Source organism: Arsukibacterium sp. UBA5043 (assembly GCA_002415085.1).
Taxonomy (GTDB): Bacteria; Pseudomonadota; Gammaproteobacteria; order Enterobacterales; family Alteromonadaceae; genus Alishewanella.
Genome location: DIBV01000017.1, coordinates 175,774 through 190,201 on the forward strand (window position 1 = coordinate 175,774; position 14,428 = coordinate 190,201).

At 47.8% G+C, this 14,428-nt stretch carries 14 protein-coding genes; 6 read left to right on the top strand and 8 right to left on the bottom strand.

All coding sequences use genetic code 11. From position 1 onward, the window contains the following. The first annotated feature begins 2 nt into the window (after positions 1-2). Positions 3-650 (top strand): hypothetical protein, encoded by a 648-nt coding sequence (locus B2Q61_RS14745; RefSeq protein ID WP_290617104.1) that lies wholly within the window; start codon positions 3-5, stop codon positions 648-650. 54 nt (positions 651-704) lie between these two features. Here B2Q61_RS14745 and B2Q61_RS14750 read toward each other — a convergent pair whose 3' ends face one another. After that, positions 705-1,199 carry an STAS domain-containing protein gene (locus tag B2Q61_RS14750; RefSeq protein ID WP_290617106.1) on the bottom strand — a complete coding sequence of 165 codons (495 nt, stop codon included), beginning with the start codon at positions 1,197-1,199 and terminating at the stop codon, positions 705-707. 3 nt (positions 1,200-1,202) lie between these two features. Beyond that, a complete protein-coding gene (locus B2Q61_RS14755) occupies positions 1,203-2,576 on the bottom strand; it encodes a SpoIIE family protein phosphatase (RefSeq protein ID WP_290617108.1) in 1,374 nt (457 codons plus the stop codon). 380 nt (positions 2,577-2,956) lie between these two features. On the opposite strand from B2Q61_RS14755, the gene B2Q61_RS14760 reads away from it, so the two are divergent. Next, positions 2,957-3,409, top strand: coding sequence for a PA2169 family four-helix-bundle protein (locus B2Q61_RS14760; RefSeq protein WP_290617110.1), 453 nt, complete (start codon positions 2,957-2,959; stop codon positions 3,407-3,409). 86 nt (positions 3,410-3,495) lie between these two features. Here B2Q61_RS14760 and B2Q61_RS14765 read toward each other — a convergent pair whose 3' ends face one another. Further along, positions 3,496-5,265, bottom strand: a complete 1,770-nt coding sequence (locus B2Q61_RS14765) for an N-acetylglutaminylglutamine amidotransferase (RefSeq protein WP_290617113.1) — start codon at positions 5,263-5,265, stop codon at positions 3,496-3,498. 221 nt (positions 5,266-5,486) lie between these two features. Here B2Q61_RS14765 and B2Q61_RS14770 point away from each other — a divergent pair, with 221 nt between their 5' ends. Continuing rightward, positions 5,487-6,440, top strand: a complete 954-nt coding sequence (locus B2Q61_RS14770) for an ATP-grasp domain-containing protein (protein WP_290617115.1) — start codon at positions 5,487-5,489, stop codon at positions 6,438-6,440. After that, positions 6,425-7,258 (top strand): class II glutamine amidotransferase, encoded by an 834-nt coding sequence (locus B2Q61_RS14775; protein WP_290617117.1) that lies wholly within the window; start codon positions 6,425-6,427, stop codon positions 7,256-7,258. Before B2Q61_RS14770 ends, B2Q61_RS14775 begins: the two co-directional genes overlap by 16 nt. A gap of 78 nt (positions 7,259-7,336) precedes the next feature. Here B2Q61_RS14775 and secF read toward each other — a convergent pair whose 3' ends face one another. The 5 genes from secF to B2Q61_RS14800 form a co-directional block, all read right to left on the bottom strand. Beyond that, positions 7,337-8,278: a protein translocase subunit SecF gene (gene secF / locus B2Q61_RS14780; protein WP_290617119.1), complete on the bottom strand. Its 942-nt coding sequence runs from the start codon at positions 8,276-8,278 to the stop codon at positions 7,337-7,339. Positions 8,279-8,288: 10 nt separating this feature from the next. After that, positions 8,289-10,142 carry a protein translocase subunit SecD gene (gene secD / locus B2Q61_RS14785; RefSeq protein ID WP_290617121.1) on the bottom strand — a complete coding sequence of 618 codons (1,854 nt, stop codon included), beginning with the start codon at positions 10,140-10,142 and terminating at the stop codon, positions 8,289-8,291. A gap of 93 nt (positions 10,143-10,235) precedes the next feature. After that, positions 10,236-10,565, bottom strand: a complete 330-nt coding sequence (locus B2Q61_RS14790; RefSeq protein ID WP_290617123.1) for a hypothetical protein — start codon at positions 10,563-10,565, stop codon at positions 10,236-10,238. 162 nt (positions 10,566-10,727) lie between these two features. Continuing rightward, positions 10,728-12,266: a bifunctional GNAT family N-acetyltransferase/carbon-nitrogen hydrolase family protein gene (locus B2Q61_RS14795; protein WP_290617125.1), complete on the bottom strand. Its 1,539-nt coding sequence runs from the start codon at positions 12,264-12,266 to the stop codon at positions 10,728-10,730. Positions 12,267-12,284: 18 nt separating this feature from the next. Then, positions 12,285-12,953 (bottom strand): pseudouridine synthase, encoded by a 669-nt coding sequence (locus B2Q61_RS14800; protein WP_290617127.1) that lies wholly within the window; start codon positions 12,951-12,953, stop codon positions 12,285-12,287. 129 nt (positions 12,954-13,082) lie between these two features. Between B2Q61_RS14800 and B2Q61_RS14805 the strand changes: the two genes are divergently transcribed. Both B2Q61_RS14805 and mscL read left to right on the top strand, forming a co-directional pair. Further along, the gene (locus B2Q61_RS14805) at positions 13,083-13,784 is read left to right on the top strand and encodes an RluA family pseudouridine synthase (protein WP_290617130.1); all 702 of its coding nucleotides are present in this window, start codon (positions 13,083-13,085) and stop codon (positions 13,782-13,784) included. A 104-nt stretch (positions 13,785-13,888) separates the two neighbouring features. Then, a complete protein-coding gene (mscL, locus tag B2Q61_RS14810) occupies positions 13,889-14,290 on the top strand; it encodes a large-conductance mechanosensitive channel protein MscL (protein ID WP_290617132.1) in 402 nt (133 codons plus the stop codon). The last annotated feature ends 138 nt before the right edge of the window (positions 14,291-14,428 follow it).

Consider the following 14,428-nt stretch of genomic DNA (forward strand, 5'->3'; position numbering starts at 1 on the left):
ATATGCGTTTGTTATTACTGCTGGTTCTGGCTATTAGTGTGAGTGTTGTTCCGCTGCGGGCGCCGGCGGCAGAAGATCAGCATGGCTATATTGGGAATCATGGAATGGTGTTATTTGCTGCAGATGATATTTTGCTGGCGTCACATTTACCGCTTTATCAAGCACCACATAATTATCAGCTTATCTATCAGATAACCCTGCCGCCGACTGAGCATAAAGCGGTGTTGGCTACACTGCAAAAAAGACAGCAGATGACCTTGCTGCCACAACAATTCGATTTGCGCCAACTAATCGCAGGACAAAACATCAATATTAAGGCCACGGTATATCATGGCCATTTTGAACGAGGTGGCAGTGTCTGGTTTGATCAGGTGCCGGTAAACTTTGCCCGCCAGCTTTATATACGGCCAATAGTGCAACCGGGCAGCGCAACTGAAGCTCGGTATGACGTGCTAAAAATTAATCAGAGCTATTTTTTAATCCATCAGATTGCTGCTAACCCGAGCTATGACCAGATATTGCGCACGGAACGGCCCCTTACTGAACCGCTGATATTAAAAGCGCCGGCTGATGTGACAGCGTTGCAGCAACTAAATGCAATGGGTATTGAGGCGACTGAAGTGTATCTGGAAACCACCGATTTTCAGTAATAATTGAGGGCGCAACTTATATCATGAGCGAGACCTTGTTGTTGATAACATAAGCTATTTCAGTTGCTGTTGTAATAAGGTCACCAGCGGCTGAAACTCTGCTTTATTTTTATCGTTCAGGTCAATTAAGGCCTGATGAGCGCGTAAAATCATCTGGCCTTGCTCCTGCTCACTGTAATGTTGAGCCCCAATGCTGGTCATGTCAGCTGTCACGTTAGTTGGCTGCTGCACAATCTGAAAAGCCTGATCCAGGCATAAGCTAAACAGTAACTCATTAATTTCATTTTGAGTTGAAAAAAGAGTGGGTTTTGCCAGGTGTTGTTGCTGACAGTAGCGAGCCAGACTGGCCAGTAAACCGACGTAGGTACTGTCGATAAATATCGCCTGATTTAAATCAATAACCACCTGGTCGCACTGGATAGGCGCACTGAATACGCGTTCAATTAAATCATCCATACCGGTAGCATTGGTATAGCGTAGTTCACCACACAGCTTGAAATAACAACAGTTATCAATGTTGGCAAACAGAATTTGAGATGACTCACTCATGGGTTACTCGCTTAGCGGATTATCAGGCGGATCAGTAACGTCCCGGCTCAACTTTAGTATAGTCAGATCATCGGGCAATGTTTGTCTGGGATCAATATTCAGTGCCTGCAGCAAGCCTGCAATATCCGTTGCGGCAATGCTCTTATCGAGCAGAAACTGCAGCTTTGATTCCGTTGTGGACTGAGGCAGCAAATCTAACAGGCCATCTGAGCACAGCACAATGCCACTATGTTCAGCCAACGTCAGCTGTTGGTTGCGATACTCGCTAAAATCGAACATGCCTGCCGGTGTGCTTTTGAGCTCAAGATAGTTTGCCTGTTGCTGTTGCTGCACTAAGGGCCAGGGATAAGCACCAGCATTAGCGTAGGTAAGCGTATTGCTGCGGGTATCTAATACGGCGTAAAACAGCGCAATATACTTTGTGATGTTTTCCCGCAGCAATTCGCTGTTTAACGTGCCTAGCATCGCCGCCGGATCGAGCAACGTATCGGCATTGCCGCGTTGATAACGCTCATAATATGAGCTGACAAAACGCTTTAAGTAAACCGTAACAAAGGCAGAGGCCACGCCATGCCCTGACACATCTGCGATATAAAACACCACCCGGTGCGGATCGGCATTAAAATAATCAACAAAGTCACCACTCATGTATGCCGAAGGAAAAAGTGCATGACTAAATTGATATTCACCACAGCGAAACCGCTCTGGCGGTAACATTTTAAACTGTACCTGTTTACCTGCCCGCTCGCCTGCTTCCAGCTCAGCCAGCGATTGCTGAAGTTGCTGATTACTAACTGCCAGCTCTGCTGTTCGGGCCTGGACCTTCGCCTCAAGAGTATCGTTAAGTTTGGCCAGCTCAGCAATAGCGGTATAGGCGCGCAGCGCCGACAATACCGTGGTGGTTAAGCGTTGGACCGTGAGCTCTGTTTTAGCCCGGTAATCATTAATATCGTAATCCTGCACTACTTTTTGTTCTGGCGCCTGGCCAGCCTGACCGGTTCGTAACACAATCCGTACTAAATGATTTTGTAAAGTATCGCGAATATAGTGCACCAGCGTCAGCCCGGCGTCATCGGTTTCCATTACTACATCCAGTAAAACCAATGCAATATCATGATTACTGGCAAGGATCGGTTTTGCTTCGCTTGCACTGAACGCACTGATAAATTTAAGCTTGTGGTTTTGAAAATTAAAATCACGCAGTGCCAGCAATGTTACCTTATGAATTTCTGGATCATCATCAACAATAAGCACCGTCCAATACTGATGCTCAGTTATCGGCGCGTTGTTGTCTTCTGCAAACAGCATTAGCTCGGAATGAGCAGCCGATTCTTCCAAAGCTGAAGTGCTATTGTTTGGAGCAACGTTGTGAACCATCCCACGCTTCCTCACATTAATAAATGTGCTTACTGACGGTAGCATAGTTAAGCAACCGCGAAAACACCCAACTTTCAGATCCTGAAAACACATCTTTACCCTAGTAAAAATTACCGGCTAAGGGGTTAAAGTATGAAATAAATGCGCTGTTCAGTATCCCCTGGCCGTGGGTTTAACGGATAACCAAAATAAACGTGATCCACATTAAAATACATAATATCAATAAGTTAATCTGTCACTTTATTTATTTAAAAACCAAAATTTCAGATTGGCCTGCTTGCTGCAGCAGTAGCGTTGTCCTGACAGCAGGATGGCAGCGGCAGCCAAACGTTGCTATCAACATCCGCTGTAATTTTTAATTAGAATGGAGAACGCATCTTATGGCACAGTTAAATAATCCAGAAATTAAACATGTACATGACATTATTCAGGTACTCAACAGTGGTATTGATTTTTACGGTGATGCGAAAGAAAAAGTAGATGACGATCAACTGGCACAATTTTTTGACCGGATGCTGAACGCAAGGCGGCTGATAAAAGAACGCCTGCAACCGTTCGCTATTGCAGAAGATGGTGAGCGTGAAGATGGCTCAGCCTTTACCGTCGAGGCCCGCAAAGTATATACCAAGGTCATTGGTGCGATGTCATCTGATAAAGAGCATACTTATATCAGCCAGCTGGAAGAAGTAGAAGACAAAACGTTGGAAGAGTTGAAAGCCGCATTAAAAGAAAACCAGCCGCCACAGTTTGAGACGGCCCTGCGCCAGTCATTAACAACGATGCAGGAGTGCCATGATGAAATGCGGGCACTGAAAAAAGCAACCAGCCACTAACTGGTTTAAAAACTAAAAAAACGGCCGTTCAGGCCGTTTTTTCTTCCTGATACTGCTGGCTTACTGCAGGCTCGCCTGGCAAACAGTCAGTGAATACCGTGGCGCTGCAACCAAAGTTCCAGTAAGGTGGCCTGCCACAATTTTGAGCCAAATTTGCCAGTGTAATGTTCCGGTGCTGCCAGCATGGCATCAATATAGTTCATATTAAACAGCTTACGGGCTCTGGCTTCCGGCTGACTGAATACCTCTTTAGCCAGCTCCAGATATTCGCCCTGCATCTGGCGCAGGGCCGGTACCGGGAAATAGCCTTTTGGACGATCGATAACGGCACTGGGTATAATATCTCTGGCGACCTGCTTTAACAAATACTTACCGCCATCGCGCAGTTTTAAAGGGTGCGGGATCTGAAATGCCAGCTCGACCAGTTCATGATCCAGAAAAGGCACCCGCGCTTCCAAACCGAAAGCCATGGTCATGTTATCGACCCGTTTTACCGGATCATCGACCAGCATCACCGAAGTGTCCAAATGCAGCGCTTTATCTACCGGCAAGCGTGCACCACAATTGGCAAAATGGTGTTGCACCAGCTTAAGCGACTCGTTACTCAGACAGAATTCCGGTGCCAGCACTTTCGACAGCGCTTGTTCATCCCACGAAAAATAGGCCTGTGCATAGCGCTCTGCTGCATCCTGTTCTGAAACATCGGTCATCGGTGGATACCAGTGATAACCGGCAAACACCTCATCTGCGCCCTGGCCGCTTTGCACCACTTTAACATGCTGGCTAACTGCCTGAGCTAGCAGATAAAAACCGATAACGTCGTGGCTGACCATCGGCTCAGACATTGCATCTATGCAGGGCCGCAAATGCTCTAATAAGGTACCGTGCCGGGCAAAAATCTTGTTGTGCTCAGTATCGTAATGACCGGCAATAATGTCAGAGTATTTGAATTCATTACCCTCTTCTTCTGCCACATTGTCAAAGCCAATCGAAAACGTATGCAACTTTTTCTGGCCCAGTTCGCTTAGCATTCCTACCAGCAACGATGAGTCAACCCCGCCGGACAGCAATACACCTACCGGCACATCGGCTTCCAGCCGGCGTTTGGCACTGCTAAATAAAGACGCTTTCAGTGCCTCCTGCCAGTCCTGTTCGCTGCGCTTGTCGCTGTCGTCTACTTTGCTGTTCAGCTGCCAGTAACAGCCCTGGCTTATTTCACCGTCAGCACTGACTTTTAACCAGTGCCCTGGTAGCAATTTATGCACATTGCTAAATAAGGTGTCTGCGCCAACAATGGCCCGGAACGACATATACTGATGCACGCCTAACGGGCTTAATTTTGCCGGAACTTCCGGACATTTTAATAAAGATGGCAGGGTTGATGAAAACCAGAAACCCGTTTGATTATGGTGATAATACAAGGGTTTTATTCCCAACCGATCGCGGGCAAAAAAAGTACTGTTGCTGTCACGATGCCAGATTGCAAAGGCAAACATACCATTAAAACGGCTCATGCATTGCTCCTGCCACTGGGCATAAGCCTTCAGAATTACTTCGGTATCACTGGTGGAAAAGAACTGATGCCCCAGTTGCTCCAGCTCCTGTCGCAATGCTTTGTAGTTGTAAATACAGCCGTTAAATACGATGGTCAGCCCCAGGCGGGCATCATGCATCGGCTGGGCCCCTGCTGCTGTTAAGTCAATGACTTTCAGCCGCTGATGGCCAAAACAGGTATTCCCTTGCGCTGTTAACCCCCAGCCATCCGGGCCACGCGGTGCCAGACACTCCAACATTGAATTAACATAGTGACTTGACGCTTTACCCTGAAAATTTACTTCTCCTGCTATTCCACACATACTAACCCTCTGATTAAATTATCAGTTGCCACCGGCTTCGCTTCAGCTGAAAGATAACCAGGATAAGCAATCTGATTGAGTAGCAAATCTACACTTGTGATCATTCCCTTTACTGAAAAGCTTAAGTTTAGCTATAAATCTGAATTTTTGGAGGAAGAAACCGATTTTTGTCGCTATGCTAAAGTTAACCTTAAAGCAACAATTAGTGAGAGAACACTAATATGAATATTTGCATCTTATCTACGGACCAGGAACAGGACGATCAACGATTGCTCGATGCAGCCAGAGCAAAAGGCCACAAAGCAGAACGCTATAACATTCGCGATATCAGCATGGTACTGACCAGTGAAAAACCGGTTATTTATTGGCGGGATCAGGAGATAACCAAAAGCCTCGACGCCATTATTCCACGATTGAACGTCAATTTTACCGATTACGGCACCAATGTGTTGCAGCAGTTTATTTGCAGCCAGACTTATGTCAGTGAGTCGCCTGCTGCACTGCGCCTGGGACGGGACAAACTTAAAAGTCTGCAATACCTGCTGGCCAGGGGCCTGCCATTTCCGGCGACCGGTATTGCCTATACCCCGCAAGGGTTCCGGCAACTGGCCAAAACCATTGGTATACCGATGATTGTTAAATTAATTGAGAGCACCGAAGGCACTGGTATTTTCCTGGCTAAAAATCTAAAAGAGATGGATAACATCGTTAAAACCTTTGGTCAGCTTGGTGCCAGCTATATTATTCAGTCTTTTATTACCGAAGCGGCCGGTACTGATGTCAGAGCTTTTGTGGTTGGCGGCAAAGTCGTGGCCGCAATGTGTCGCCGCTCCCAGGATGGCGACTTCAGATCGAATGTCGCACTCGGCGGTCGCTCAGAGCCTTATCAGCTGACCGCCAGGGAACAAGAAATAGTACTGTCAGCAACAGCAGCCATCGGTATCAATGTCGCTGGTGTCGATTTTGTCCGCTCTGATTCCGGGCCAATGCTGCTGGAAGTTAACGTTTCACCGGATTTTACCGGCGAGCAGGGCATTGAAAATATAACCGGCGTCAATATTGCCGATGCGATAATCGACCATGTGGTCGGCAGGGTGTGCAACTTTTATCAGCATCACTATACTAGTGCTACCGTACTTGAATCACCACGGGGGATTTTATGTGCCGATGGATAGCCTACACTGGCAAACCAGTTTATCTTGATACCCTTGTTACTAAGCCAGATCACTCACTGGTGGTGCAAAGCCGACACAGCCAGATGAATTTCACCACCAGTGGTGAACTGCTCAGTATTAATGGCGATGGCTTTGGCATTGGCTGGTACGACGAACGCGAAGAGCCAGGTTTATTTAAAGATGATCTGCCTGCCTGGCATAATACTAATCTTGACAGCTTATGCCATCATATAAAGTCACATACCTTTCTGGCCCATATCAGAGCCTCGACTACCGGTGATATTCAGCGGGCTAACTGTCACCCGTTCCGGTATAGAAACTGGATATTTCAACATAATGGTCACGTCAGCCACTTCAATAAAATACGTCGTGCGCTGCAAATGAAGATTAGTCCTGAACTCTTTCCGCTGCTGCAAGGCACTACCGACAGCGAAACCTTTTTTTATCTGGCTATTAGCTATGGCTTGCCAGACAATCCTAAAGCCGCAATGCAGAAAATGGTCAGAGAAGTATTGCAGGTGCTGAACGAAACGGGTCAAGACGGCGTGCTTAATTTGTCATGTGCATTTTCCGATGGCAATAGACTATACACCTTGCGTTATTCGTATAATGAAGCACCGATGACTCAGTTTGTGTCAACAGATACCAATTGTATGCAGGAGTTTGCCAACAGCAAACCGCAAATACCAGCGGGAAGCACCATAATTGTCTCTGAACCACTGGATGACATTAGTGATAAGTGGACAAAGATCCCAAATAACTCTTTTACTACTGTGTTCCAGAACGAAGTGAAGACAGAACGCTTTCTTGATGATTAAACAGCATGTCGCTGTTTACAGTCATCTGATTAGCCACAAAAAAACGGCCGATGCAGGCCGTTTTTGTAACAACAATGATTAACTGTATTCGGTTTCGGTTTCGGTTTCTGAAGGCGGAGGTGGCAGCATATCCTCGCGGCTAATGCCCAGCACTTCAGCAATAGCACTGGCAACATAAACTGACGAATATGTCCCCACCGCAATGCCAAATAACAGTGCAGTCGCAAAGCCGTTAATCAACGCCCCACCCAGAAAGAACAGAACAACCAGCACCAACACGGTGGTCAACGAGGTTACCACCGTGCGGTTCAACGTGGTGGTGATGGCGTGGTTTATGGTTTCATCGACCGTCGCATCCCGCAGTTTGCGAAAACTTTCCCGCAGCCGGTCAAATACGACTATGGTATCGTTAATTGAGTAGCCTATCAGGGCCAGAATAGCGGCAAGTACTGTTAAATCGAACTCCAGCTGCAATACTGAAAACAGCCCGACCGTTAATATGACATCATGCGCCAGCGACAGTACTGCCCCCACCGACAAGCGCCATTCAAAACGCAGGGCAACGTACAGTAAAATGCCAATAAGTGCGACCAGCAAAGCCATGCCACCATCCTGCTTCAGCTCTTCGCCAACGCTGGGCCCGACAAATTCAACCCGGCGCAGCTCTACCGGCACGGTTTGCTGATAATTCAGCGCCTGCAGCACGGCCTGCCCTACTTTTTCCTGCGCCAGATCGGGGCGCAGCGGAATACGGATCAGCACATCTTTACTGGAACCAAACAGTTGAATTACTGCATCAGGATAACCGGCAACGGCCAATGTTTCGCGCATCGCCGTTAAATCTGCTGGCTGGTGCAAACCCACTTCAATTACCGTGCCGCCGGTAAAATCAAGGCCCCAGTTAATACCGTTGCTGAAAATTGACGCCAGAGAGCCCAGTATCAGCAAAGCTGACAACACTAACGCCGGCCATTTAATCCGCATAAAATTAACCGGCTGGTTAAACTTAAATAATTGCATACATTACTCCCTACAGCGGCAGTGACTGCAAACGGCGGCCACCCCAGAACAAGTTAACCAGCAAACGGGTACCTACTACGGCCGTAAAGATGGAGGTTAAAATACCGATGGCCAGAGTAATAGCAAACCCTTTGACCGGGCCACTCCCCACCCCAAACAGAATAAGCGCGACCAGTAAGGTGGTAATATTGGAGTCAGCAATGGTTGAAAACGCCCGCTCATAGCCCAGATTAATGGCTTGTTGCACGCTGCGCCCCTCGGCCAACTCTTCCCGTATTCGCTCAAAAATAAGCACATTAGCATCAACCGCCATACCAACCGTCAGTACTATGCCGGCCATGCCCGGCAAAGTTAATGTTGCCCCAGGGATCATCGATAAAAAACCGACTATCAATACCAGATTTGCTGCCAGTGCCACATTGGCTACCAGGCCGAACGCTTTGTAATACACCAGCATAAACAGCACAACTGCAGCCAGTCCCCACTGAATGGCCGCCAAACCCAGGGCGATATTTTCTTTGCCTAAGCTCGGGCCGATAGTGCGCTCTTCAATCACCTGAATAGGCGCTATCAGCGCACCAGCACGTAATAAACTGGCCAGATGCTGCGCTTCTGCCGGGGAACCTAAGCCAGTGATGACAAAATCACGCCCCAGACGCATGGTAATGGTGGCGTCATTAATCACCTCCTGCTGCTTCACCAGTACCGCTGTACCATCAGCATTAAGCTCGGTGCCGGGTTTATATTCAATAAAAACCGTTGCCATTCTGCGGCCCACCGCACTTTTTGACGCCTCCGACATTAAATTGCCACCTGCGGTATCCAGTTTAATGTTGACCTGAGGCTGGCTATATTCGTCATAGCCGGAAACAGCATCAATAATATGATCGCCAGTTAACAGCACCCGTTTTTCCAGTAATACTGGCCGGCCATCGGCACTGTGGTAAAGATCAGCATTGGCGGATAACCGTCCTGCTACTGCAGCAGCTAAATCACTGTCAGTATCAACCAACCGAAATTCCAGGGTTGCGGTAGCACTTAATATTTCCTTAGCCTGGGCAGTATCCTGTACGCCGGGTAATTGCACAACAATCCGGTCTGCGCCCTGGCGCTGCACTACCGACTCGGCAACGCCAATCTCATTCACCCGGTTGCGCATAATCGTGATGTTCTGTTCAAGCGCATAATTACGGATCTCGCGCTGCCGCTCTTCACTCAGGGATACCAGTAAACTCAGGTTTTCAGCGTCATCTGTTATCACAAACTGGTTATCTTGCTGGCTTAACAACGTTGTCGCTTCTTTCAAATCTTCAGACTGACGAAAACTGAGCGTAATCTGCCCCTGCTCCAAGTCAGCTTTAACCCTCAGATAGCGGATATCAGCCTGACGTAAGTCGCTGCGAAAGGCACTGACCATATCATTCAGGTGTTTATCCAGCGCAGCCTGCATATCAACTGCCAGCAAAAAGTGTACGCCACCGCGCAGGTCCAGTCCCAGCTTCATTGGCGTAGCGCCAATTGCCGTTAACCAGGCAGGCGTGGCCGGCATCAGGCTCAGGGCGCTGGTGTAATGAGTGCCTAATACATTTTTTGCCTGATCAAGTGCCTGCAGTTGCTGCTCGGCATTACTAAAACGGGCAATTATTTTACCGTCCTGTAACGCTACGGATGTTGCAGTAATGCCGGCGTCAATAAAGGATTGCTCCAGCTTGAGCCGGGTTGGCTCGGTAATTGTACCGCCGCGGCTGGCACTGATGTTAAGTGCCGGCTCTTCCGGATATAAATTGGGTAATGCATATAGCAAGGTTAGTAACAGCATGCCGATAACGACCAGATATCGCCATGCCGGATTTTTATTTAACATTTAATTTGTCCTTCACATACTCAGCACCACTAAAGCAACGTTAGCTATGCTATAGCGGGAAAAAATGGGCAACGGATCGTTGCGGTTTGAGTTTTACAGTGAAATAAAGGCGGGAGGCGCGCGGGCGGAGTAAGATTGACTTAAAGCAGAAATGGCAACCCATTGCCGACTTATCTCAGCGGCAGAGCTCGCCAGCTGAAAAGTAAATTGATTGTCAGGTATTATTGCTGCTGGCGGCTCATCATCGTCGCTATTGTCAGCAGCTATCGCTTGTTGATGAAGCGCAGAAGAAATGGCAGGGTTGAGTCCTTGCAGCTGGGTATCTGCCAGCCGTTCCAGCCCATTGCCATACACTGCCAATGCTTGCGGTGATGACAATAAAGCCAGATAAACCAGAATGGCAAAGCCAGTGAACCAGCGCATAAAACCTCATAACAGACACAGGCGGACAGCGACAGGCGGATGTCGTTAACCTGCTTGCACTATCATGAGGCTTAGCGTTTAAAGAAACAAGCCACTGCTAAACAAATAACGAAAAGTTAGTAGCGCTTTTATCGTCGCAGCAGGCAGTAGTCTCTGTACCGCTTATTTTTCCGGTTTGTCGGAATTAACCAGCGACAACTGATATACATCATGCCGGCGGTCTTTCATGGTATTAACACTGCCATGGGTATGCAGCTCTTTTAATAAATCCAGATTAACGTCAACAATTAGCAGCATTTCGGAATTAGGGGTCGCTTCAGCTTTAATCCCGGTAGTCGGAAAAGCAAAATCTGACGGCGTAAATAACGCCGACTGGGCATACTGAATATCCATATTATTAACCCGCGCCAGATTACCTACTGCCCCGGCAATGGCCACATAACACTCATTTTCAATCGCCCGGGCCATCGCACAGTGCCGGACCCGGGTATACCCGTTCTGGGTATCGGTTAAAAAAGGCACAAACAGGATGTTCATTCCCTGATCTGATAACAAACGCGCGTACTCCGGAAACTCAACATCGTAGCAGATCATAATGCCAATTTTACCGCAGTCAGTATCGAACACTTTCACCTTATTGCCGCCGTGCATGGCCCAGTTGCGCTTTTCAGCCGGGGTAACATGCACCTTATCGTATTGCTCCCAGCTGCCATCCCGGCGACACAAAAAACCACTGTTATGCAGCTTGCCATCGTAGATGCACGGCATACTGCCGGTAATAATATTGATGTTATAGGCAATAGCAAACTCAATGAATTTTTCACGGATAGTATCGGTATATTTTGCCAGCTCGCGAATGCTTTGGGTGACACTTAAATGGTTATAATGCTCCATCAATGGCGCAGCGAATAACTCCGGGAATAGAATAAAATCGCTTTTATAGTCGGATACCGCATCAACAAAAAACTCCATCTGCTCAAACAGCTGGTTGATGTCTTTCATATTGCGCATTTGCCACTGCACCAGGCCCAGTCGTACTTCAGCTTTAGGGGCATTAATTAATTTTACTGATTTGGTGTAGTAAATATTGGCCCATTCCAGCAAGGTGGCATATTCCTGCGACTGCACATCGCCGGGAATGTAACCGGTCAGTAACTTACGGACATGAAAGCCATTGGCCAGCTGAAAACTGAGTACCGGATCATACAGCTCTTTGCTTTTAACTTTTTCAATGTATTGTTTTGCGGTCAGTTTGTCGGAATGCTGCTGATAATTCGGCATTCTGCCGCCAGCCATAATGGCGCGTAAATTTAAGTTCTCGCAGATCTCTTTGCGAACATCGTACAGCCGCCGTGCCAGACGCAAGCCACGGTACTCCGGATGAATAAACACTTCTATGCCGTACAGCACATCGCCATTATGGTCATGATTATCAAAAGAAAAACCTGAAACAATCTGCTCGTAGGTATGATCATCACTGAATTTTCGGTAATCAATAATCAGCGAAAATGCACAACCCACAACTTTACCGTCAACACAGACACAGATCTGACCTTCAGGAAACTTGGTTAGCAAGGTATCGACTCTCTCTGCCGTCCAGCTTAATAACGGCCCCGCCTGATACACCTGTTCGGATGCTGCGCGCAGCTCTTTCATATCCTCATTGGTCAGATGGCGGATTTCGACATGATTAGCTTCCATAACAGTTCCTTCAATTAATTAAAATTCTGCCGGGTTGGTCAGGCTCATTTGCTCAGCAGTGAATGGGTGGATAAAGCTGATGTTGCAAGCATGCAATAACAAACGCCCGGCCTGAGCGATATTATCTGGCGTACCATACAGGGTATCACCCAGTATGGGGTGACCTATGGCCCGGGTATGCAGCCGCAACTGATGCGAACGTCCGGTAACCGGCATCAGCAATAACCGGCTTTGCTGGCGCATGCTGTCTCGCTCTACTACCTGAAAGTGGCTTACCGATGCTTTGCCGCTTTTGCATATTTTATACAACGGCCTGTTTTCAGGATCAGCCGCTATCGGCAGATTAATCTCACCCTGTGTTTTTTCGACCAGCCCGGCCACTACCGCCTGATATTGCTTGCTGATACTGCGGGCCTGAAACTGCTTGCTTAGCTCAGACAAGGCGCGTTTGGTCAGCGGCAATAACACGATACCTGAGGTATCATAATCTAATCGATGCACCACAGACGCAGTGGGCCACTCGCGCTGTACCCGGCTTATCAGGCAATCTTTATTTGCCGGATGGCGGCCAGGCACCGTTAATAATTTGGTGGGCTTGCTGACTACCAGCAGCTGTTCATCTTCGAACAACAAGGTAAACGGCTGCTCAGTAGCCGGGAGCACTGCCAGTTCTGATAGGTCTGTCATTTAATAACACCCACTCGCCAAAATAGTAAAATACATTCGCCGCTTTATGGCTATTATGCCTGATAAGCGGTTTGTCTGCAGCGCAAAATCCGTTATGCTGCTGGCCGGATTGATTACTGCTCTCAGGTTATGGCCGATACCTTTATCTATTCTCCCCCAACTGAGCCCTGGCTTGATATTTTATATCAGGACAAAGATATCATTGTGCTGAATAAACCCAGTGGTTTGTTAACCAATCCTGGCCGGGGGCCCCATTTAGCGGACTGTCTGTTAAGCCGGGTTCAGGCTGAGTTTGCATTGGCGCAACTGGTTCACCGGCTTGATCTCAGTACTTCAGGCATCGTGGTTATTGCGCTGCGACGTAAAGCCGAGCGCGAGTTAAAGCGCCAGTTTGCCGAACGAATAGTTAAAAAACGTTATCTGGCGGTAGTCGCTGGCCATTTAGCCGCTGACAGTGGCAGTATCGATTTGCCCCTGACTGTAGATGTCGGGAATGAGCCCCGTCAAAAAGTCTGTAAGCTGACGGGCAAAACCGCCCTGACCCACTACAGGGTATTGCAAGCGTTACCCTCTGCCTCGCTGTTGGAACTGCTGCCGGTTACCGGACGCTCGCATCAGTTGCGGGTCCATATGCTGGCGCTGGGCCATCCGATCCTTGGTGACGCCTTTTATGCAACGGAGCAGGTGCAGGCTGCTGCGCCCCGTTTACTGCTGCATGCGGCAAACTTACAGTTACAGCAACCCTACTCCGGAGAGACCCTTCAATTTACTGCAGATACTGACTTTGTTTCTGCCAGCGGCAGCCTGAACTGGCCCGTCAACAATTTCTGAACATCTCATCTGGTAAATTTAACTGGGCAGACTATAGTGATGGTACCTGCCATCGCAGCTGCATTTGGTAAGGCACACTAATAACAATAAAACAGGAATTTACTATGAGTATGCTCGGAGAGTTTAAAAGCTTTGCCATGCGCGGCAATGTGGTTGATATGGCGGTGGGGATTATTATTGGCGCTGCTTTTGGCAAAATTGTTTCGTCTTTTGTCAACGACGTTATCATGCCGCCCATTGGCGTAATGCTGGGTGGGGTAAATTTTCGCGATTTAGCAGTGGTCATTCAACAAGCGACCGAAAGTCAGGCCGAAGTAATGATTAAATATGGCATGTTTATCCAAAGCATTATTGATTTTATTATTATAGCTTTGGCGGTATTTGTCGGAGTAAGAGCAATGAATTCGATGAAAGCAAAAGAAGAGGCCAAGCCGGTAGCGGTAGCGGAAATACCGGAAGATGTTAAGTTACTGGTAGAAATCCGGGATTTATTGAAAAAGTCTTAGCCGTGATTTCACCAGGTTAGTGGCATAAAAAAACGTCTCCTAATGAGACGTTTTTTATTTCTCTAAGCACAATGTTTTCGGCAGCAATACCCGATTGTGCTCGCCGCAGCAACTCGCCCTACTGCCTGCGGTAGGGCT